20 protein-coding genes and 1 tRNA gene are annotated in these 22809 nt (G+C 39.4%); 18 read left to right on the top strand and 3 right to left on the bottom strand.

Annotated elements, in window-relative coordinates:
* Position 1: 1 nt before the first annotated feature.
* The 14 genes from ftsL to ileS all read left to right on the top strand — a co-directional run bounded on the left by ftsL (position 2) and on the right by ileS (position 16291).
* Complete coding sequence (ftsL, locus tag FFM68_RS00785; protein ID WP_137617549.1) at positions 2–379, top strand: cell division protein FtsL; 378 nt, start codon at positions 2–4, stop codon at positions 377–379.
* Entirely contained in the window at positions 380–2569 is a 2190-nt protein-coding gene (locus FFM68_RS00780; protein WP_137617548.1) for a penicillin-binding transpeptidase domain-containing protein, read from the top strand. It begins immediately after the preceding gene.
* A 17-nt stretch (positions 2570–2586) separates the two neighbouring features.
* Positions 2587–3549 carry a phospho-N-acetylmuramoyl-pentapeptide-transferase gene (gene mraY / locus FFM68_RS00775; RefSeq protein WP_137617547.1) on the top strand — a complete coding sequence of 321 codons (963 nt, stop codon included), beginning with the start codon at positions 2587–2589 and terminating at the stop codon, positions 3547–3549.
* Positions 3550–3563: 14 nt separating this feature from the next.
* Positions 3564–4928, top strand: a complete 1365-nt coding sequence (murD, locus tag FFM68_RS00770; protein ID WP_137617546.1) for a UDP-N-acetylmuramoyl-L-alanine--D-glutamate ligase — start codon at positions 3564–3566, stop codon at positions 4926–4928.
* Between the two features lie 9 nt (positions 4929–4937).
* The gene (murG, locus tag FFM68_RS00765) at positions 4938–6029 is read left to right on the top strand and encodes an undecaprenyldiphospho-muramoylpentapeptide beta-N-acetylglucosaminyltransferase (RefSeq protein WP_137617545.1); all 1092 of its coding nucleotides are present in this window, start codon (positions 4938–4940) and stop codon (positions 6027–6029) included.
* A 3-nt stretch (positions 6030–6032) separates the two neighbouring features.
* The gene (locus FFM68_RS00760) at positions 6033–7136 is read left to right on the top strand and encodes a cell division protein FtsQ/DivIB (protein WP_174784486.1); all 1104 of its coding nucleotides are present in this window, start codon (positions 6033–6035) and stop codon (positions 7134–7136) included.
* A 165-nt stretch (positions 7137–7301) separates the two neighbouring features.
* Complete coding sequence (gene ftsA, locus FFM68_RS00755; protein WP_137617543.1) at positions 7302–8615, top strand: cell division protein FtsA; 1314 nt, start codon at positions 7302–7304, stop codon at positions 8613–8615.
* A gap of 122 nt (positions 8616–8737) precedes the next feature.
* Positions 8738–9976: a cell division protein FtsZ gene (gene ftsZ, locus FFM68_RS00750; protein WP_137617542.1), complete on the top strand. Its 1239-nt coding sequence runs from the start codon at positions 8738–8740 to the stop codon at positions 9974–9976.
* Positions 9977–9990: 14 nt separating this feature from the next.
* Positions 9991–10668, top strand: a complete 678-nt coding sequence (locus FFM68_RS00745; RefSeq protein WP_137617541.1) for a YggS family pyridoxal phosphate-dependent enzyme — start codon at positions 9991–9993, stop codon at positions 10666–10668.
* A gap of 9 nt (positions 10669–10677) precedes the next feature.
* Positions 10678–11310, top strand: coding sequence for a cell division protein SepF (locus FFM68_RS00740; RefSeq protein WP_137617540.1), 633 nt, complete (start codon positions 10678–10680; stop codon positions 11308–11310).
* Positions 11311–11323: 13 nt separating this feature from the next.
* Positions 11324–11599: a YggT family protein gene (locus FFM68_RS00735; protein WP_137617539.1), complete on the top strand. Its 276-nt coding sequence runs from the start codon at positions 11324–11326 to the stop codon at positions 11597–11599.
* Between the two features lie 12 nt (positions 11600–11611).
* Complete coding sequence (locus FFM68_RS00730) at positions 11612–12394, top strand: YlmH family RNA-binding protein (RefSeq protein ID WP_137617538.1); 783 nt, start codon at positions 11612–11614, stop codon at positions 12392–12394.
* A gap of 19 nt (positions 12395–12413) precedes the next feature.
* On the top strand, positions 12414–13118 hold the full coding sequence (locus FFM68_RS00725; protein ID WP_137617537.1) for a DivIVA domain-containing protein: 705 nt from the start codon (positions 12414–12416) through the stop codon (positions 13116–13118).
* Between the two features lie 386 nt (positions 13119–13504).
* On the top strand, positions 13505–16291 hold the full coding sequence (ileS, locus tag FFM68_RS00720; RefSeq protein ID WP_137617536.1) for an isoleucine--tRNA ligase: 2787 nt from the start codon (positions 13505–13507) through the stop codon (positions 16289–16291).
* A gap of 88 nt (positions 16292–16379) precedes the next feature.
* Here ileS and zwf read toward each other — a convergent pair whose 3' ends face one another.
* From zwf to FFM68_RS00705, 3 genes are all read right to left on the bottom strand, one after another.
* A complete protein-coding gene (zwf, locus tag FFM68_RS00715; RefSeq protein WP_137617535.1) occupies positions 16380–17894 on the bottom strand; it encodes a glucose-6-phosphate dehydrogenase in 1515 nt (504 codons plus the stop codon).
* Positions 17895–18036: 142 nt separating this feature from the next.
* Positions 18037–18684, bottom strand: a complete 648-nt coding sequence (efaR, locus tag FFM68_RS00710) for a transcriptional regulator EfaR (protein ID WP_137617534.1) — start codon at positions 18682–18684, stop codon at positions 18037–18039.
* Between the two features lie 354 nt (positions 18685–19038).
* Positions 19039–19395 carry a DUF4828 domain-containing protein gene (locus FFM68_RS00705; protein WP_137617533.1) on the bottom strand — a complete coding sequence of 119 codons (357 nt, stop codon included), beginning with the start codon at positions 19393–19395 and terminating at the stop codon, positions 19039–19041.
* A 188-nt stretch (positions 19396–19583) separates the two neighbouring features.
* Between FFM68_RS00705 and sfsA the strand changes: the two genes are divergently transcribed.
* The 4 genes from sfsA (at position 19584) to FFM68_RS00685 (ending at position 22707) form a co-directional block, all read left to right on the top strand.
* Positions 19584–20315 carry a DNA/RNA nuclease SfsA gene (gene sfsA, locus FFM68_RS00700; protein WP_137617532.1) on the top strand — a complete coding sequence of 244 codons (732 nt, stop codon included), beginning with the start codon at positions 19584–19586 and terminating at the stop codon, positions 20313–20315.
* Positions 20316–20329: 14 nt separating this feature from the next.
* Positions 20330–21331 (top strand): Gfo/Idh/MocA family protein, encoded by a 1002-nt coding sequence (locus FFM68_RS00695; RefSeq protein WP_137617531.1) that lies wholly within the window; start codon positions 20330–20332, stop codon positions 21329–21331.
* Positions 21332–21339: 8 nt separating this feature from the next.
* Positions 21340–22515, top strand: a complete 1176-nt coding sequence (locus tag FFM68_RS00690) for a DEAD/DEAH box helicase (protein WP_137617530.1) — start codon at positions 21340–21342, stop codon at positions 22513–22515.
* Positions 22516–22633: 118 nt separating this feature from the next.
* A tRNA-Arg gene (locus FFM68_RS00685) sits at positions 22634–22707 on the top strand.
* Positions 22708–22809 lie beyond the last annotated feature (102 nt).

The raw sequence follows: 22809 nt of genomic DNA, 5'->3' as shown, positions 1-22809 counted from the left end.
TATGGCAGAATTAAACAATAATCAATCATTCCAATTTGATTCTCAGCAAGAAGAAGTTCGCCAAACACCAGATTCTTTCAAAGTTTTCGTTTCTCCAGGCGATCGATTAAAGAAAATCACACGAGTTGAAAAATTCGCGGTATTGGCTTTCTTAGCAATGCTAATCGGGTTATCGATCGTGATGGTTAATTATCGCAATGAAATCAGTAAAACTCAAAATGAAATTACAAGTATTCAAACCGACATTGATACTAAAGAAAAAACAGCGACGCAGCTGCAACAAGAAAAGAGCGAATTGTCTCGTTCCGATCGTTTGAAAGAAGTTGCTGAAAAAGCTGGACTTTCAATTAATGACGAGAATTTAAGGAAAGTGAAGTAGATGAGCTTTAAAAGGCTAAGAAGAAAAATCCGAAAAAAGAATTTGACTCCGATGAACAATCGCAAAAAAGTAGGCGTTATTTTGTTTGCTACGAGTATTGGATTGTTCTTTTTCTTTGCCATTCGCATGATTTATGTCGTGGCAGGCGGACATGTAGCGGGGACCTCGCTTGAGGTAAAAACAAAAGAGTTGTATCACGGCGGCGAAGTAGTCAAAGCCAAACGTGGAACGATCTATGACCGAAATGGAGAAGTAATCGCAGAAGATGCGACTTCTTACTCAATCTATGCGATTTTATCAGAAAGTTATGTCTCAGGAAAAGATAAACTTTACGCTCAAGAGAAAAATTTTGATGAATTGGCTTCTATCTTACATAAGTATTTAGGAATCAAAAAAAAATCAGCATTAAAAACGTTGAAAAGCGGGATCAATAGCGATGGTACTAGCAAATATTATCAAGTAGAGTTTGGGAATAAAGGCAAAAACATTTCTGAAGAGACTAAGCAGAATATTGAAGATGCTATGAAGAAAGCTAAGGTCAAAGGGTTGTACTTTACGGAACACATTGATCGGATGTACCCAAGTGGCAATTTTGCCTCTCATTTCATCGGTTACGCACAACCAGATAAACAAGAAGATCTGGTTGGAATGATGGGTGTCGAAGCGGCCTATGATGATGTGCTAAAAGGTAAGGACGGCAAAGTCGTCTACCAAAAGGATGAAAATCAACGACCAATCCCTGGCAGTATTGCTGAAGAGAAAAAAGCAGTAGATGGGGAAGATATCTATACTACGTTAGACTCAGGGTTGCAAAGTTATTTAGAAACACTGTTAGATAATGTTAATTCAGAAGTTAAACCAGCCGAAATGACGGCAATGTTGATGCAAGCAAAAACGGGTGATATCTTAGCGATGTCCCAGCGGCCGACATTTAACCCTGAAACAAAAGAAGGCTTAGGAGAATCCGATGCTTGGCGAAACTTTTTAATAGAAGACAGTTATGAACCAGGTTCAACGATGAAAGTCTTCACAACTGCTGCTGCAGTTAATGAAGGAGTTTTTAATGAAGATGAAAGTTATATGTCTGGTAAAATCCAAGTAGCCGATGCAACCATCAATGACTGGGACCTAGGGAAAAAAGGAATCTTGACAATGCGTCAAGCTCTTTCGTGGTCTAGTAATGTCGGAATGGTCAAATTAGAAGAAAAATTAGGCGATCGCTGGCCGGAATATGTTCAACGTTTCGGTTTTGGTCAGAGTACGTATTCCGGATTGCCTGGCGAGTCAAAAGGCACATTGCCAACAAGCAATATCGTTGACCAAGCTATGAGTGCTTACGGACAAGCAATCGGAGTAACGAATTTCCAAATGATGCGCGGTTTTACCGCTGTAGCAAATGATGGGAAAATGTTGCAGCCTCATTACATCGAAAAAGTTTCAGATCCTAATACCGGCAAAGAAATCATTGCAGAACCAGAAGTAGTAGGAGAGCCAATCACAGCTGAAACGGCTCAAAAAGTTCGCGAATACATGCGAGATACGGTTGAAAGTGAAAACTATGGTTCCGCTTATGATCAATATAAAGTACCGGGGTATAATATTTCTGCTAAAACAGGGACGGCTCAGATCGCAAGTGGCGGTACTTATCTGACAGGAACGACCAATTACATCTACTCGATCGCTTTGATGATTCCTTCTGAAGACCCTGAATACATTTTGTATTTAACGATGAAACAACCGCAAGAAAGCAAGGAAGGCGTTTTGGGTGAAATCGCAAATCCGCTACTAAGTCGGGCGATGGAATTTCAAAATGATCAATCTGATTCTTCAGATGAGCAAAGCGATACGAAGGTGACCGTGGAAGATTACCGTAACCTTTCAACTTCTAAAGCTGCTGCAGATGCGAATAAACGCGGACTGACAGCAGTGGTGGTTGGAGATGGAGACAAAGTGATCAAACAATCTGAAAAACCGGGCGAAAAGGTCATGGCAAATGAACATTTAATCTTATTGACTGATGGAAAAAAAGAAATGCCAGATATTCGCGGCTGGTCAAAATCAGATATTTTAAAATTAACGAATCTGTTAGATATAGAAGTTACTTTCAAAGGAGACGGGTACTGTACAAAACAAAGTATCGCTCCTTATGCAGAAATATCGAAAAAGAAATTGAAAATTACGTTAGGTTAGGACTGGAGAGAAAAAACATGCAACCGGCACAACTATTTATCGCCTTTGCCAGTAGTTTCGCAATTACTGTCGCAGGCATGCCTTTTATAATTGGCTATTTTAGAATGAAAAAGCAAGGACAAGAAATTCGCGAAGAAGGACCTAAGTGGCACAACTCGAAAGCAGGAACACCGACAATGGGCGGACTAGGCTTTTTAGCTGCTGCGGTGATTACGGCAATTTGGTTCAGCCTTTGGACACAAAAAATGACGACATCACTAGTGATTTTAGTGTTCGTCTTATTGTTATATGGAATCATTGGATTTCTAGATGATTTCATAAAATTGACCAAAAAACAAAATGAAGGATTGACTTCAAGTCAAAAATTCATTGCGCAGGTTGTTGTGGCAATTGTTTTTTATGCGGTTTATCGGATAGAAGGCAATCCAAATACATTGAACTTCTTCGGTATTGATCTGCCGCTGAACATCATTTATGGCTTGTTTGTTGTTTTTTGGCTGGTCGGTTTTTCAAATGCAGTAAATCTAACCGATGGCATCGATGGATTAGTTTCAGGGTTAGGAACGATTTCGTTTGCAACATACGGGATCATCGCATGGAATCAACAACAGTATGAAGTTTTGATCGTCTGTCTAGCTGTTATGGGCGGCCTGGTCGGGTTCTTTCCTTACAATAAAAAACCAGCGAAGATCTTTATGGGAGATGTCGGCTCGCTTGCTTTAGGCGGACTGTTAGCTGCCATATCGATTATCTTACATCAAGAGTGGACGTTGTTATTAGTCGGCTTGGTTTACATTTTTGAAACAGCAAGCGTGATTATTCAAGTTACTTCCTTTAAAATGACTGGTAAGCGTGTTTTCAAAATGTCACCATTACATCATCATTTTGAGATGTCCGGTTGGTCAGAATGGAAAGTAGATACGGTGTTCTGGATAATTGGACTTGTAGCGTCAATTATTGTTTTATTGATCGTACTGTAGGAGATGACTAGGAAATGAAACAAATTAGACAATATGAAAATGAAAAAGTATTAGTATTAGGATTAGCGAAGAGCGGATTTAGTGCGGCCAAGTTGTTAAATGACTTGGGCGCACTTGTTACGGTCAACGACGGAAAACCTTTTGAAGAAAATCCAGAGGCACAAGGTTTATTGGAACAAGGAATCCGAGTGATCACAGGGCATCATCCGATTGAATTGTTGGATGAAGACTTTGCTTTGATGGTAAAAAATCCTGGAATCCCTTATGACAATCCGTTAGTAGCAAAAGCGGAAAAACTACACATCCCGATTTTAACTGAAGTAGAGTTGGCGTATCAAGTCGCAGAATGTCCGATCATAGGGATCACTGGTACCAATGGCAAAACGACAACGACAACAATGATCGGGTTATTGCTGAACCAAGAACGCGAAAAAGGGAAGGCGCATTTGGCAGGCAATATTGGTTTTCCTGGCAGCGAAGTAGCGGCTAAAGCTGTGGCAGAAGATGATATTGTTATGGAACTATCAAGTTTCCAATTAATGGGGATTGACGAATTCAAACCGCAGATTGCTGTGATTACGAATATTTATGAAGCACATTTGGATTATCATAAAAATCGTGAAAATTATGTAGCAGCTAAGTGGGCGATTCAAAAAAATATGACTGCCGATAATTATTTGGTTTTAAATTGGAATTCTGAAGAACTGCGGGAAATGAGCAAACAAACCAATGCTCAGGTCATTCCGTTTTCAACCAAGGAAGAAGTCGCAAATGGTGCTTATTTGATGGATGGAAATCTGTATTATAAAGAAGAAAAAATTATGGCTGCTGCAGAACTAGGGGTCCCTGGTGCTCATAATGTTGAAAATGCATTGGCAGCCATTGTAGTGGCAAAATTAAAAGGTGTTTCCAACGAGGGAATTCGTACGGCATTAAGCAATTTTCATGGTGTTCCTCATCGTACGCAATATGTCGATACGATCAATGGTCGTAAATTTTATAATGACTCAAAAGCAACCAATAGTCTGGCAACAGAAATGGCCCTAAGCGGTTTTGATAATAAACAGCTGATTTTATTAGCTGGTGGGTTAGACCGCGGCAATGGTTTTGATGAATTGATTCCATCTTTTGAAGGAATCAAAGCGATTATTCTATTTGGTGAAACAAAGGATAAATTAGCTGGAACAGCTAAAAAAGCTGGTATTCCAACAATAATTATGACAGAAAATGTTGAAACAGCTGTTCCTTTGGCCTATGAACAAAGTGAAATCGGCGACAATATTTTATTGTCTCCAGCAAATGCCAGTTGGGATCAATATCCAAATTTTGAAATTCGGGGCGACAAATTTATGCAGGCCGTGAAGCGATTAGAAAAGTAGGGAAATAAAATGAGAATACTTGTTACCGGCGGCGGCACAGGCGGACATATTTATCCAGCCTTAGCGTTTATCCGTTATGTACAAAAAATCCAACCAGATTCTGAATTTTTATATGTAGGAACCCATCGTGGATTAGAAAATAAGATCGTGCCTGAGACAGGCATCGCATTTAAAACAATCAAGATTCAAGGATTCAAGCGGAAACTTTCACTTGATAATGTCAAGACTGTTCAACTGTTTCTTGAAAGTATCAAACGTTCAAAAGAAATCTTACGCGAGTTCAAACCAGACGTCGTAATCGGCACAGGCGGCTACGTGTCAGGCTCTGTCGTCTATGCAGCAACTCGTATGAAAATTCCGACGATCGTCCATGAACAAAATAGTGTTCCGGGGATTACAAACAAGTTCTTAAGTCGTTTTGCGGACAAAATCGGGATCTGTTTCCCTGATGCTGCACAATATTTTCCGCAACATAAAACAGTTCTAGTCGGAAATCCGCGAGCACAAGAAGTTGTGACTAGCGGAAAATCAGAAGTTTTAGAGCAATACGGTTTATCAGCAGATGTTCCAACGGTCTTGATTTTTGGCGGTAGTCAAGGTGCGCTTAAAATAAATCAAGCAGTCATTCAAGCACTACCTAAATTTTCACAAAAAGAATACCAAGTATTATATGCTTCAGGTGACCGTTATTATCATGAACTGTCCGAGAAATTTAACGTAGAAAAAATCAGCCGCAATCTTTCGTTGCAACCGTACATCAACAATATGACGGATGTTATGGCAAACGTAGATTTATTGATTGGACGAGCGGGTGCAACGTCTATTGCCGAATTTACGGCGCTAGGACTGCCTGCAATTTTGATTCCAAGTCCTTATGTAACGAATGACCATCAGACAAAAAACGCTCAAAGTCTAGTCAATGCCGGTGCTGTCCAAATGATCACAGATGCGGATCTGACTGGTGAAAACTTAGTTGAAGCCGTTGATGGAATCATGAACAACACTGAAAAAAGAGAGACGATGGCTAGAGCATCGCGACAAGAAGGTATCCCAGATGCCGCTGAGCGGTTATGGTCATTGGTCAATGAGATCGTCAAATAATTTTTGGAGGTGAGGGTCATTAGTCGTGAAGAGTTTCCAGAAGAAGATAAAGAGCAAAAAGAAAAACCGAAACAGGAAAATTTAACCCCTTGGCAACTAGCTAATCTAGAATACTTGAAACAAAAAGCACTTGAAAATAACGAATCGGAATTGCCGCCGAAAAATCCTGAGCAATCGGCTGAAACATCAAACACTAGTGAACCTGCCGATGAAACTATTGAAGAACTGGATGAAAATGTTTCTGATTCTTTAGACGAGGATACAGAAGAAGTTGAGGAAGTTTCAAAAGGACCAAAAAATGGGTCGTTTTTAGAGCGATTGCCTAATATCAAACATGAACGGAATCGGCGCTTAGTACGCAGAGCTTCGGTTTTGATCGGATTATTTGCTATCCCGGCACTATTGTTGTTGTACTACATCTCACCGTTGGCTAAGCTGAGTGGAGTAAGTATCGAGGGAAATGAACGGATTTCGACAGAGACAATCGAAAAAGAACTCAATTTTACTGTAGGTGATAATCTTTGGGGACAGTATTTTAAACGCAAAGATAATGTGAACGCATTGAAAAAGCAAGAACTGCAAATTGAAAATGCGGAAGTCCATGTCGATGGACTCAATCATTTTAAAATCGAAATCAAAGAGTATCCTGAAATTGCTTATTTAGAAAGTAATGGAAAGTATTCTCCTATTATTTCAAATGGTAAGATCATTCCAGTTGAGGTTGAAAAAAGCGAAGGGGATCTCCCTATTTTAGAAAGCTTTACTGGGCCCAAACGAATTCTAAAAGTGCTCCGAGGGTATGGAAAATTGTCTGAAGAAGTCAAACAAGGAATCTCTCAGATCAAGTATGCCCCAACGAAGGAAAATAAAGAATTATTGGAAATTTTCATGAATGATGGAAATAAGGTTCTAGTAAGTATCGATGATTTTGGCAAGAAAATGAAATATTATCCGCAGATTGCTAAAGAAATGGATGATAAACAGATCAAAGGTGTCGTTGATATGGAAGCAGGAATTTACAGCTATCCATATGCTGAAGATTCAACTGCTGAAAATTCAGTACAAGCCTCAACAGAACAATCAGAAACATCTGTTGGAAATGATTAAATTTATTACAAGAAAGTATTGAATCTTCTTTTTCATTCTAGGCAAAATGTGTTAAAATTGAAGGCAGTGAATTACTTGCAAAAAATTATATTTCATGCTTAACAGTAAGTGAAAATATGGAAACTGAACAAAGCATTTATTTAAAAATAGGAGGGAATCCCATTCATGGCAAAAGCAGGAATGTATGTAGGCCTTGATATCGGGACAACATCGATAAAAGTTGTTGTTGCCGAGTACATCGATAGCCAAATGAATATCATTGGTGTTGGAAACGCAAAATCAGAAGGAATCAACCGTGGGATTATCGTAGACATCGATAAAACTGTACAGGCGATTCAACGAGCAGTAAAACAGGCCGAGGAAAAAGCTGGGATTCAGATCAAAAGTGTCAGCGTAGGACTACCTGCCAACTTATTAGAAGTTGAAACATGTCAGGGAATGATCGCTGTTAACAATGAGTCGAAGGAGATTATGGACGATGATGTTCGTAATGTCGCTTCAGCAGCAATGGTTCGTTCAGTTCCTCCTGAAAGACAAATCGTTGCGTTATTGCCTCAAGAATTTACTGTTGATGGCTTTGAAGGCATCAAAGATCCACGGGGAATGATCGGTGTTCGACTTGAAATGTTTGGACTCGTCTTTACCGGACCTAAGACGATCATTCATAATATTACAAAATGTGTAGAAAAAGCTGGGTTGTCTGTTGCAGAAACAGTAATTACTTCACAAGCTTTGACTGAATCTATTTTATCGGATGGTGAAAAAGATTTTGGTACGATCGTGATTGATATGGGTGGCGGTCAAACTACGACTGCTGTCATGCACGACAAGCAATTGAAATTTACTCATGTCGATCAAGAAGGCGGAGAGTTCGTGACAAAAGATATCTCCATCGTCTTGAACACATCATTCAATAATGCAGAAGCATTGAAGATCAATTATGGAGATGCTTATCCAAGTCGAACATCTTCGGATGAAGATTTTCCAGTCGATGTTATCGGTAAAACAGAACCGGTCAAAGTTGATGAACGCTATTTAGCTGAAATCATCGAAGCTCGCTTAGAACAAATTTTCCGTAAAGCCAAAGAATCTCTGGATGAAATCGAAGCGCTTGATTTGCCAGGCGGTGTTGTTTTAACTGGCGGCGCAGCAAGTTTACCAGGAGTTGTTGATTTAGCTGAAGATATTTTTGGTACAACGGTGAAGCTGCATGTACCGAATCAAATGGGCTTGAGAAATCCAGTCTTTACAAATGTCATCAGTATTGTTAATTATTCGGCCGAATTGAGTGATGTTTATCACTTAGCAAAATCAGCTGTAACGGGTGAAAAAGTATCCTTATCTACAAGTGCTGTTTCAACCGCACCAGTATATGACGATTATGAAGCATCAAATGATTACGAAGAAGAAATCAAACCAAAAAATGAAGAAAAAGTAAGCGGAAAGATCAAAGACTTTTTCTCAAATATTTTTGACTAAGTATCATAAAGTTTCTTCTTAACGAAGCAGTTTAGTGGCATGATTTACGGATAGAAATGAAGACTTGCTTTTTCCCCTGAGAAAGTAATTACATTAGATATGAAGTAGGAGGAATAAAAAATATGGAATTCTCTATAGATAACAATATTAACGAAGGTGCGGTTATTAAAGTTATCGGTGTTGGCGGTGGTGGCGGCAACGCAATCAACCGTATGATCGAGGAAAACGTCAAAGGCGTTGAATTCATCGCATCAAACACTGATGTACAAGCTCTTAAAAATTCAAAAGCAGAAACAGTCATTCAATTAGGACCTAAATACACTCGCGGCTTAGGCGCTGGATCACAACCTGAAGTTGGTCAAAAATCAGCAGAAGAAAGTGAACAAGCAATCCGTGACGCATTAGAAGGCGCAGATATGGTCTTTATCACTGCTGGTATGGGTGGCGGAACAGGAACAGGTGCGGCACCGATCGTTGCGAAAATTGCAAAAGATCTTGGTGCGTTGACTGTTGGTGTTGTTACGCGACCATTTAGCTTTGAAGGACCAAAACGCGGACGTTTCGCAGCGGAAGGAATTTCATTACTGAAAGAAAACGTTGATACATTATTGATCATTTCAAATAACCGTTTACTTGAAGTTGTTGACAAGAAAACGCCAATGCTTGAAGCATTCCGTGAAGCAGATAATGTTTTACGCCAAGGGGTTCAAGGAATCTCTGATTTGATCACGGCACCAGGTTACGTAAACTTAGACTTTGCTGATGTGAAGACTGTGATGGCTAATCAAGGAACTGCCTTGATGGGAATCGGTGTTGCTAGCGGTGAAGAACGTGTCGTTGAAGCAACGAAAAAGGCCATTTCTTCTCCATTGCTAGAAACATCAATTGATGGTGCTGAACAAGTGCTGTTGAATATCACTGGTGGATTGGATATGACTTTGTTTGAAGCACAAGACGCATCTGACATTGTTGCCAATGCAGCAACTGGCGATGTAAACATCATTTTAGGAACATCAATCAGTGAAGAATTGGGCGATGAAATTCGCGTCACAGTAATTGCGACAGGAATCGATCCAACAAAAAAGGAGCGTAAGGCTACTCGTAACACACAACGTGCTAGCCAAATCCAATCAGTTCCGCAAAAACAAAATTTAGATATTGAGCCTGCAAGAAACAATGAAGGCCAATCTGCTTTTGGTGAATGGGACATTCGTAAAGAAGAAAATATCCGCCCAAAAGTTGAAGAAACACAATTTGAGAATATCGAGAAGAAAGAATTTGAAACGTTCAATCGCGAAGAAGTAAAATCTGAAAAAGACGAAGAACTAGATACACCACCATTCTTTCGCCGTAGAAAATAAAAGGGGGAGAGCACATGATCGCTGGAAACTTGCATAGAATCGAGCAAGAGATTCAGGAGTCGTGTGCTCTTGTTTCACGTAACCCACAGGATATTACTATGGTTGCAGTGACCAAGAGTGTCGACTCTATAACAGCAAATGAACTCGTTGAATTAGGCGTGACTGATCTAGCAGAAAACCGAGTAGATAAATTACTAGAAAAAAAGCAGGATCTTTCACATCATCAGCAAATTAAATGGCATCTGATTGGCAATTTACAGCGCCGCAAGGTAAAATTGATTATAAATGAAATTGATTATTTTCACGCATTAGACAGTTTACGTTTAGCACAAGAAATTCAAAAACGTGCAGCACATCCAATAAATTGTTTTGTTGAAGTGAATGTTTCAGGCGAAGAATCAAAACAAGGAATCAAGCCGAAAGAGCTTCACTCTTTTATCAAAGAATTAGAAGACTTGGATAAGATCAAAGTGATCGGTTTGATGACGATGGCTCCTTATGAAGCGAGTCAGGAAGATGTTCGAAAGATCTTCTCTACCTTGAAGCAGCTTCAAGAAAGTGTGAAAGAACAAAACTTGCAATACGCTCCCTGCACAGAATTGAGTATGGGAATGAGCCAAGACTTCAAAACGGCAATTGAAGAAGGTGCTACGTTTGTTCGTATTGGAACGGCACTATTTAAGAAAGGTTAGGTAAAGTTAATGGGAATTAGTCTAGCAAAGATCACTGATTTTTTTGGTTTAGCAGATGATGATATGATGTATGAACCAGCACCTGCCCCAAAGAAGCAGGTTAGCCGCCCACAAAAAAGCGCACCTAAAAAGGAACGTATAATAAAGGAACGTTCTACCTATCAAAAACAAGAACGTCCAAAAGAAAGAATTAAAGAAACTGTTCAGCCAGTTGCTGAACCTCAGCCAAAACGACGTGCAGAAGCAGTGGCGAAAAAAGCTGAAAGCACACCAGTACCAAAGAAAAATGAAAAAGTCGTTTCTATGCCAAACAGTAGCAGTCGGACACAACGGTTTGCACCAAAAATGGAAGAAAAACGCAAAGAGCGTATTTCAGTAGTTGAGCCGAGAGCTTACAATGAAGCGATGACGATTGCAAAACGCGTTGGCCAAGGTGAAGTCGTCTTGATCAATTTCCAATCGCTTGACGAAATGAAAGCCCGCCGTGTAGTAGATTTTCTAACTGGGGTCGTTTTCATGATCGATGGCGACATCAAACGCGTTGGAAATGAAATGTTTTTATGTACACCAACAAATGTTGAAATTACGAATTCGGCATTGAGCTCAATGGTCGATGACGATATTTATGGATTAGAAATGTAAAGGAGACCCTTATTTGAATTTACTTATTACACTTTTCAATGTATTGAACCGACTAGTTTATCTCTATACAATTCTTTTAGTCGTTTATGCGTTGATGTCATGGTTCCCTGGAGCCTATCAATCCAGATTTGGGCAGCTTTTAGGCCGAATCTGTGAACCGTTTCTTAATTTGTTTCGACGTTTGCCGTTACAATTTGCCGGCATTGATTTTTCAATCATGGTCGCAATCTTAGCATTAAATATTGTGATGGAGGTCTTACAAAAAATTCTGATTAATCTTATTTTTTAAGGAGGTGGCAGTATGAATGCAAATGTCTATCAACACTTTAGACCAGAAGAGCATCCATTTGTTGACAGTGTTGGCGATTGGTTAGAACAAGTTGAAAGCCAGTACGCTCCTTATTTGACGAATTTTTTAGATCCGCGGCAAGCTTATATTCTAGAAACTTTGATTCGCGAAAATAGCGATTTAAAATTTTCTTTCTACGGCGGCTATGAACAAGCAGAACGTTGTCGCTGTATGATTTATCCTGATTATTACGAACCGCAAATCGATGATTTTGAACTGGTGATGATTGAGATCAATTATCCGCAAAAATTTACAGAACTTTCACATGGAAAAATTTTAGGGACATTGATGAGTGCAGGAATCAAGCGCGATTATTTTGGCGATATTATTTCTGACGGCAATCGTTGGCAAATCTTTTTAGCTAAAGAATCGGCTAGTTACATTGAAAGTCAAGTAACTAAAATCGGCCGTGTGACAGTTCATTTGGAAGAACGTCCGTATACAGATATTATCGTTCCAAAAGATAGCTGGATAGAAGAGACCGCTACAGCAAGTTCGTTGCGACTAGATTCGATTATTTCAACTGTATATAATATCTCACGTCAACGCTCGAAACAATTGGTCGAAGCCGGCAAGGTGAAAATAAACTGGTCTGTGAATGAACGGCCAGATTACTTGCTTGATTTATTAGATGTCGTTTCAGTTCGCGGGTATGGACGAATCCAGATCCAAGGATTAGAAGGAAAAACAAAGAAAGAAAAAATCCGTTTGCGTTTAGGCGTTTTACGAAAATAAATTTATGAGGTGAACAGAAATGGCATTAACTCCATTAGATATTCAAAATAAAAATTTCTCCACCAAAATGCGTGGTTATAATCAAGATGAAGTCGATGATTTTTTAGATATGATCGTTCGCGACTATGAAGATAGTATCGCAAAAAATCGTGAATTAGAAAAAGCCTTAAAACACTCAGAAGAAAAATTGGAATACTTCAATGAACTGAAAGAGGCCTTGAACCAGTCAATCGTAGTAGCTCAAGATACTGCTGACAAAGTGAAATCTTCAGCAAGCAAAGAATCTGAAGTCATTGTCAGCTCTGCACAAAACCGTGCAGATGAATTGATCTCTAACGCTGTTCAAAAAGCTAACTTATTGACGACAACGGCTGAAGACAAAGCGAAAGAAATCTTAACCGATGCAACTGCTAAAGCGCGTCAATTAGCAGCTGAAACGAATGATTTGAAGAAAAAAACTCGGACGTTCCATCAACAATTATTGTTGTTGTTAGAAACGCAATTAGATCAAGCTCGCAGCGGAGATTGGGAAGAAATTTTAAAACCAATGTCAGCATATGTTGGCAATGGTCATGAAGTTTTACGAGAAGTTTTAGCTAATGAACTTGACAATGGGGCAGAGGTTGCAGTAGACTCAAATGAACCAATTGTTGATGCTGAACCGCAAGAAGATATGGGATTGACGATTGACATTCCTGAATTGATCAAATCAGACGAAGATTAGATTCTAGAACAGAAAAGCTAATTAGATTCTTTGAGCGAGCCGATGACAGTGAAAGTTCGGCAGACCCTCTAATTAGAAAGATCCTCTAGATTATTCGATTGTGAACACTAGTAGCAGTCGACGCGTCATTGCGTTAACGATGATTAGAGGAAACTTAGGTTTCAAATTTTGGGTGGTACCACGACAAGCTCGTCCCTTTGCGGATGCGCTTGTTTTTTTTGCCTTATTTTTTCACTAACTGTGTAATGGTAAGTGAGATCATAAGTGCAGCAGCAAACTGCGGCTAGAAATGGAGCAGCCAATTTGTTGAATAAATCATTCACTGTTCCAAACAAAATTATTTTTACTAAAATGAAAAGTAAAACAGCAAGAGGAGACGATCGATAGTGAAGACAAAAGAAACACTTCAATTAGGGAAAACCGGTTTCCCAATGCGCGGCAATTTGCCAAATCGCGAAGGTCAATGGGAAAAAGACTGGGAAGAAAATAATGTTTACGAAAAACGTCAAAAATTAAATGAAGGTAAACCAACCTTTGTTTTACATGATGGGCCCCCATATGCTAATGGGAATATCCATATCGGACATTCATTAAATAAAATCAGTAAAGATATCATCGTTCGTTCAAAATCAATGTCTGGCTATCGTGCGCCTTACGTACCTGGTTGGGATACACACGGCCTGCCAATCGAACAAGTTCTTACAAATAAAGGCATCAAACGCAAAGAAATGACAATGTCTGAATACCGTCAAAAGTGTGAAGAGTATGCGTTGTCACAAGTAGATAAACAACGAGAAGATTTCAAACGATTGGGCGTCGCCGGCGAATGGAACAATCCGTATATCACTTTGACACCCGATTATGAAGCAGCTGAAATTCGTGTTTTTGGTAAGATGGCAGAAAAAGGCTATATTTATAAAGGACTTAAACCAATCTACTGGTCACCATCAAGTGAGTCCTCGTTAGCAGAAGCTGAAATCGAATATAAAGATGTGAAATCACCATCGATTTTTGTCGCTTTCAAAGTAAAAGACGGAAAAGAAATTTTAGACACAGATACTTCATTTGTCATCTGGACAACAACACCATGGACATTGCCAGCAAACCAAGGAATCTCGGTCAATCCTGCATACACTTACGTCGTTGTGGAAGTCGCTGGCAAAAAATATGTCGTTGCAAAAGATTTATTAGCCACAGTTGCTGAAGAATTAGAATGGAACGAGCCAAAAGTAATCAAAGAAGTTGCGGGTAAAGAACTTGAATACATGACTGCCCAACACCCATTTTATGATCGTGAATCGCTAGTTATCTTAGGCGACCATGTAACATTAGATGCAGGTACTGGTTTGGTACATACATCACCTGGTCATGGGGAAGACGACTATTTTGCATGGAAGAAATATCGCAACGATATCATTTCACCAGTAGATGATCGTGGTGTGATGACTGATGAAGCACCAGGGTTTGAAGGCGTCTTTTATGACAAAGTCAACCCAATGGTCACAAAACTTTTGGAAGAAAAGGGCGCTTTGTTGAAATTAACGTTCTTCACCCATAGTTATCCGCATGATTGGCGGACGAAAAAACCGGTTATTTTCCGAGCAACGCCGCAATGGTTTGCCTCAATTGATAAATTCCGTCAAGATATCTTGGACGAAATCGAAAAAGTTGATTGGATCATTCCATGGGGGAAAACTCGTTTATACAATATGATCCGTGACCGCGGCGACTGGGTAATCTCTCGTCAACGTGCGTGGGGCGTGCCGCTGCCGATTTTCTATGGTGAAGATGGTTCAGCGATCATTACAAAAGAAACAACGGAACATGTTGCTCAATTATTTGCTGAGCATGGTTCAAATATTTGGTTTGAACGAGAAGCCAAAGATTTATTACCAGCTGGTTTCACTCATCCAAGTTCACCAAATGGCGAATTTACAAAAGAAACAGATATCATGGATGTTTGGTTTGATTCAGGTTCTTCTCACGAAGCTGTTTTACGTCAGAGAGAAAATCTAACGTTCCCAGCGGATATGTATTTAGAAGGTTCTGACCAATATCGCGGGTGGTTTAACTCAAGTATCACAACAAGTGTAGCAATCAATGGCGTTGCTCCGTATAAAGCGGTTCTTTCTCAAGGGTTCACATTAGATGGCGAAGGCCGCAAGATGAGTAAATCGCTAGGCAACACGATCGCTCCTGAAAAAGTAATCAAACAAATGGGTGCAGATATTTTACGTTTATGGGTCAGCAGCGTGGATTACGAAGCAGATGTTCGAGTATCGATGGATATTTTGAATCAAGTTTCTGAAGTTTATCGGAAGATCCGTAACACGATGCGCTTTTTATTAGCAAATACAACGGACTTTGAACCAGAAAAACATGCAGTAGCTTACGATGAATTGCGTTCAGTCGATAAATACATGTTAGTACGCTTGAATGAAGTGATCAAAACGATTCGTGAAGACGGCTATGATAAATACAACTTCACGCAAATCTACAAAACAGTTGTCAACTTCTTAACAGTGGATCTATCTTCATTCTATTTGGACTTTGCAAAGGATGTTGTATATATTCAAGCTGAAGACAGCTATGAACGTCGTTGCATGCAAACTGTTTTCTATCAAGCAGCCGTTGCATTGACGAAACTATTGACACCGATCATTCCACATACAACTGAAGAAATTTGGACATATTTGAAAGAAGAAGAAGAATATGTTCAATTAGCAGAATTACCTGGCTATGAAGAGTTTCCTAATCAAGGTGAATTGTTAGATACTTGGAAAGCCTTTATGGAATTCCGTGATGAAGTCTTGAAAGCTTTGGAAGAAGCTCGTAAGGAAAAAGTGATTGGAAAATCGTTAGAAGCAAAAGTAACGATCTATCCGAATGAACAAGTTGCAGCTTTATTAACTGCACTAGATGCAGATTTGGCTCAATTATTGATCGTTTCACCAGATTCGTTCAGTATTTCAAAAGAAGCTGCACCAGAAAATGCGTTAGTATTTGATGATGTAGCGATCTTAGTTGAAAAAGCTGAGGGTGAAGTTTGTGATCGCTGCCGCCAAGTTCGGACGACAGTCGGTGAAGATGAAAAATTACCACATCTATGTGCGTCATGTGCGCAAATCGTGGAAGAAAACTATCCAGAAGCTGTCGCTGAAGGATTGGAATAATAAAAAAAGTCATGCTGAGAATTCTCGGCATGACTTTTTTTATGAAAGAGGATGTGACAAAATTCCTGTCACATCCTCTTAATCGTATTTATTTTAATTTACCGCGTTCGCGATACCATTGATCTGGCTGCCAAGCCCATTCATGACCATTTTTAGCCAAAAGATCGAAGGCGCATTGCGGTCCCATTGTTCCAGCTGCATAATTTGGGAAGCCAGGTGTGGTCTGATCCCAAGTATTACGGATCCGATCGACGATTTCCCACGAATTTGCTACTTCATCCCAATGAGAGAAGTTGGTGCCGTCACCGTGCAAAGCATCTAGCAATAATTTTTCATACGCTTCAGGACTGTTTTCAGTCACTTCAGCGCTTTGACGAAAGTCTAATTTTACTGGCTCTGTATTGAAACCTTGGCCGATTTTTTTGCCATTTAAAGTCAGTGAGAAGCCTTCTGTTGGTTGAATATAGATCGTTAAAATGTTTTGCGGCAGTTCTTCGCCTTCTGCTTCTTCTTGCTCAAAGTTAAAGACATTGATAGGAACTTGTTTAAAGACGACATTGATTCGGGTCCCTTTTTCAGTCATTCGTTTTCCAGTCCGAACATAAAAAGGTACGCCAGACCAGCGGAAATTATCGATCAAAAATTTTCCGGCGACAAATGTTTCCATCAAAGAATTTTCAGCGACATTTGGTTCGTCAGGGTAGGCAATGTATTCTTTGCCATCGATCATTCCTTTGCCATATTGACCGCGTACAAAATTTTGCAAAACCTCTTCAGAATCGTAACGACGGATAGCTTGTAAAACTTTGACTTTTTCTTCACGGATCGATTTGTTAGAAAAAGAAGTAGGGACTTCCATGGCTAGCAAAGCAACCACTTGCAAGATATGATTTTGTACCATATCTTTTAGCGCACCGCTGTGTTCATAATAACCGCCGCGGTCTTCTACACCTAATGCTTCTGAAAATGTGATTTGAACATTTTCGATGTAGCGATTGTTCCAAAGCGACTCAAAAATATTATTCGCAAACCGGATGACCGAGATATTTTGGATCATCTCTTTGCCTAAGTAGTGATCGATTCGGAAAATATCTTGTTCTGGAAAGACATTTCGAATTTGATTGTTCAATTCGTTTGCTGAATCGTAATCAAAGCCGAATGGTTTTTCAATCACCAAACGGTTGTAACCAGTCGTCGTCAAAATCGCTTGTGATTTCAGATGGTTGACGATCGTACCGAAAAATTGCGGTGCCATGGCCAAGTAGTATATCCGATTCCCTTGCAGTTCATATTTTTCATCTAATTGATCCGCTAAATCTTTCAGTTGATCATAATGAGCTGTATCGTTGACGTTGTGTGACAAATAATAAAAATGCTCAGAAAATTCTTGGGCCTCTTTGTCAGTTGGAGCTAAATCTTTGATTGTCTCGCGAACGATTTCTCGATAATGTTCATCACTCCAAGGGCGTCTAGCGGTACCAATCACCGCAAAATGATCGGCGAGATTTCCTTTTTTATATAGGCGAAACAACGAAGGATAAAGTTTGCGTTGTGCTAAGTCGCCAGTACCACCAAAAATGGTGAATAATGCAGCTTGTTCCATATAGTTCACTCCTAATTTATATAATTATTTTCAAAAATGCATTCTTTACTTTCTAACTAAAAATCTTTTTTCCAAACTAATGAATAGAATTTTTTCCAAACTGGAAATTTATTTTTACATCAGCATTAAAGCAGAGGATGCCTTACAATGCGTCGACAAAAATCGTTGAGGCTGCTTTGTAGCTGATTGAAACTTCTTTTTGCTCATTTTTTAAAGTGATGGGTCCTTCATAAGCCGCGATATTTGTGATCGTATAGTCCTCATGGATCTTTATGCCAAGCTCCATCAAGTAATCCAATAAATCTTTTTCATCTAAGACACGAGCAATTCGAATGTTCGTTCCTTCAGGATAATTTACCAGCGTTTGACGTTCTTTTTCGTGGACCGTTTGATCTTGTTGTGGAATCATTCCACCATGGGGACAAAAGGCGGGATGGTCTAAGTAATTATCTAATTTTTGTTCTAGCTGGGAAGAGGTCACATGTTCTAATACTTCTGCTTCATCATGGACTTCATTCCATGAGTAGCCAAGATGATCGACTAAAAAAACTTCCCATAAGCGATGCTTGCGAACGAGTGTACTGGCTTTTTCTAAACCGGTCGGCGTCAATTGAACGCCTTGGTAAGGAGAGTGTTCAACAAGTTCTTCTTTTACCAGCTTATTGATCATCTCGCTGACAGAAGCTCCGGAAATGGATAAACCAGCAACAATCTTTTTATTGCTAACTTTTTCTTTATCGCCACCTAATTCTAATATTAATTTTAAGTAATCTTCGCGATTTGGCGTCATTGATGTTCATCCTTTCATAACGAAGCATATCAGATTAAGTTTACCAAATAAATCTTTTTTTTTCCATTTGATTAGCTTTTTTCTTTAAAAATATCCATTCAGTAATAACATGGGAAGTAAGAAAAAATTTCAAAAAGGATTGTCATTGTTTTTTGATGAAAAAAATATATTAAAAATGAATGAGAAACGCAACGTGCTAAAATAAATACAAAATTTGTTAAAAAAATCGCTGAGATCTCAATTAAAAGAGTTCAGCGATTTCTTGAATTTTAGGTTGGATATCGAACAAGACAAGATGGTGTCATCAGCTTTTGCACGAGTCAATCTTTTGAATGGAAAAATAGACACCGCTTACTAATTTTTCAGCAGGTGGATTGGAAATGATGCATCTTCTAATTCATCATAAAGTGTGGCCGGGGTGCCATTTTTTGTTTGGATCAATAGATGATAACCGTATTGATCTTGAATCGCTAATTTTTGTTCGCTCAACTCGATCAGCTGATAGATGATGGCAGCACCATCTAAAACAATCGCAAGATCTGGATAAATCGTAATAGTATGAGTTTTGTGGTCTTTAGGATGAGTAAATGTCCAAGAACCGACATAATTATTATTCAAGTCCTTTGCTTCACGTTTTCGGGCAAATTTTGCACCCACCGCGGCTACACCAAGCGATGTCGCACTGAGGAAAACAGGCCATTTCAATCTCATCAAAAAACTCCTTTCTCAATTTCAGCGAATTAAACCAACAAGTTGAACCAAACAATTTTATTGCCAAACTAGCAAAAAAATGAACGATTAGGCTTTTTTACTTACTTTGTTATACTATATAATAAAGTCTGTAATCTTACCATCCAACTTAAGGACTATTTAACTTTTTAAAAGGATTCTGATAGAAAATGAACTATTCTGCCATTCAACTGGCTATTTTTATTGAAAGAACCAATCGTTTCATTGCTCATTGTCGTTTAGTAGAGACAGGGGAAGTAGTCGTGACCCATGTGAAAAATACCGGACGCAGTAAAGAATTGTTGCTAGCAAATACGTTGGTGGCAGTCAATTATCAACCATCCCTAAAACGAAAAACGGCTTACGATCTTGTTGCAGTAAAAAAAGGCGAGATGTGGGTCAATCTTGATTCGCAAATACCTAATCCATTAGCTGCTGAAGGTATTTTGAATGGGACAATCGACTTACCTGGATTGAGCGGGAACGTCACTTATTTGAAACGTGAGTATACCTTTGAACATTCAAAATTTGATATTTATTTTGAGACAGACCAGCAAGAAAAAGGGTTCGTTGAAGTTAAAGGAATGACCTTGGAAAATCACAGGATTGGGGCTTTTCCTGATGCACCGACATTGAGGGGATTGAAGCATGTAGAAGAATTGCGTTTAGCGCAAAAGAGGGGCTATCACTGCTATGTTTTGTTTGTCGTTCAATTTCCAATTATCAACGTCGCAACCATTCATCGCAAAATGCAGCCGGCACTTTATGACGCAATAAAGTTGGCTGTGGCAGACGGCGTCCAAGTTTTAGCGTATAATTGTGAAGTAGACCAGGAAACAATTTCAATCAAAGCGGCGGTGCCCTTTGATTTGAAACAAAAATTTATTGATCCAAATCAGTGAAAGGTGGAATAAGCATGATTCAGTTAGGTATCATCGGAACAAATTGGATTACCGATCAATTTGTTCAAGCAGCGCATGAGACAGGGAAATATCAACTAGCAGCAGTTTATTCACGGCGCTTAGAGACGGCCCAAAAATTTGGTGAAAAATATGGCGATGTGGAGTACGCGACCGATCTTGATACATTTTTTAATATCGAACATCTGAATACCGTGTATATCGCTTCACCGAATAGTTTACATTTTGAACAAGCAAAACAAGGAATTTTAGCTGGAAAAAATGTCATCGTTGAAAAGCCAGCATTTTCAACACCAAACGAAATGGCTGAAATCATTGAATTAGCCAATCAGAAAAAAGTTTTCTTTTTTGAAGCGGCTCGAAATATCCATGAGCAAGCATTTAAAACAGTCGCAGATTTTCTGCCATTGAAGAATCATATCCTTGGGGCTGATTTTAGCTTCATGAAATATTCTTCCCGCTACGATCAAGTTTTAGCTGGTCAAGAACCAAATGTGTTTTCGCTTCATTTTTCAGGCGGCGCGTTAGTTGATTTAGGTATTTATCCAGTTTATGCAGCATTAGCCTGGTTTGGCATACCAAAGGAAAGTGTGTATTATGCTCAAAAGATTGCAACTGGAGTTGATGGCAGCGGGACAGGGATCTTACGTTACGATCATTTTGATGTGACGATTCGAACGGGTAAAATCAGTGACAGCTTCCAACCAGCTGAGATTTATTTAACAGATGGAACGTTAGTGATGAATGCGATCAATTCGATTGATGAAGCAGAGTTCCACGACCGCAATCATCAGCAAATCAAAAAATTGAACGTCCATCAATTGGAAAATCCAATGGTGGAAGAGGCAGAAAATTTTGCTAAAGTCATCTTGAATCCGACCAATCATAAGTTAGGTACTGATTATGAAGAATGGGTTGAATTGTCCCGTAACGTGAACCAAGTGATTTATGATATGAGAAAAAGCGCGGGTATCGTTTTCGATGCTGACGAGAAATAGAGGAAACCATGAATAATCAGGAATTTGTTCCCTTTTTACAAAAAAATTGGGAAGACGCAGGTTTTCAAAAGCCTGCATTGATCCAAGCAGAAGTATTTGCGCCAATCACTGAAAGAAAAAATTTAGTCGGAATCGCACCGACTGGCAGCGGCAAGACATTGGCATATTTGTTGCCATTGTTCAACCAGCTGGAATTAGGCAAACCTAGCCAGCTGCTGATTTTAACTTCTTCTCAAGAATTAGCGATGCAAGTCGTTGAAGTGGCTCGCAAGTGGTTAGCAGGCTCAGGAATGAAAGCTCAACCGCTAATTGGCGGCGCAAATGTTAAACGTCAACAAGAAGCATTAAAGAAAAAACCAGAAGTATTGATCGGAACGCCTGGCCGTGTCTTTGAATTGATCACAGCAAAAAAAATCAAAGCACCCAACATCAAAACCATCGTTTTTGATGAAGTAGATCAGTTGGTTCAAGGCCAAAGTTTGCAGCTGGTCCAAAAAATATTGAAGGCGGCTGATAATCATACGCAACGCTTATATTTTTCCGCAACAGCAGATGTTGTTTTGGCTGAGCTGAATCAATTTGAAACGGATTTATTGATCGTTGATGTTTCAAAAGAAGACGATAGCCAAGGCGATGTCCAACATTTTTATTTGGAAGTTAGCGAACGTAAAAAAGTTGACCAACTACGCCGTTTACTGAATCTGCCAGTATTTTGGGGAATGGTCTTTTTCAATCAGCTAAACGACATGGGGAGTGCAGAAGAAAAATTACTTTTCCATCATTTACCAGTTGCAAGTCTCGCATCAGATCAAGCGAAGATGTCACGTAAAGCGGCGATCGAACAATTCAAAAAACATCAAGTTTTGGGATTACTGACGACAGACTTGGCAAGTCGCGGCTTGGATATTGAGGCATTGCCTTTTGTGATCAATGCTGACGTGCCGTTAAGCGAAGAAAGCTATCTGCATCGCGCAGGTCGAGTTGGCCGGATGGGAAATACCGGTGTTGTGATCACGTTTGTGACGCCGCAAGAAAAAGCCGACTTAACAAAAATCGCGAAAAAGCTTGAATTGACACTTGCACCAATCTATCTATTTGGCGGGGAATTGCTAACAGAAGAACCGGTCAAACAAAGCGAACCGAAGAAAAAAAATAAAAATAAGAAAGGGAAAAGACGCAAATGAGTCTTTTCCTTTCTTTAGCCGCTATCCGATTAGCGCTTAGTTTTAGCGAATGACTTGAGTAAATTTGATCAAGTCATCTTGCTAAAATAAGTGAAAATCGCTACAATGATAAGGTCATGTTCTCGTAGCTCAGTAGGATAGAGCGATCGCCTCCTAAGCGATAGGTCGCTGGTTCGATTCCAGTCGGGAACATTTATTTGATGCTAGAAACCTGTATTTTAAAAGGTTTCTTTTTTGTTTGTGCCAAATTTGTGTCAAAAAAATTAAATTGCTTAAGTTTGTATGGACGGTTTT

The organism is Enterococcus xiangfangensis (genome assembly GCF_005405365.1).
Taxonomy (GTDB): domain Bacteria; phylum Bacillota; class Bacilli; order Lactobacillales; family Enterococcaceae; genus Enterococcus_A; species Enterococcus_A xiangfangensis.
This window is presented reverse-complemented; position numbering and strand designations above follow the sequence as displayed.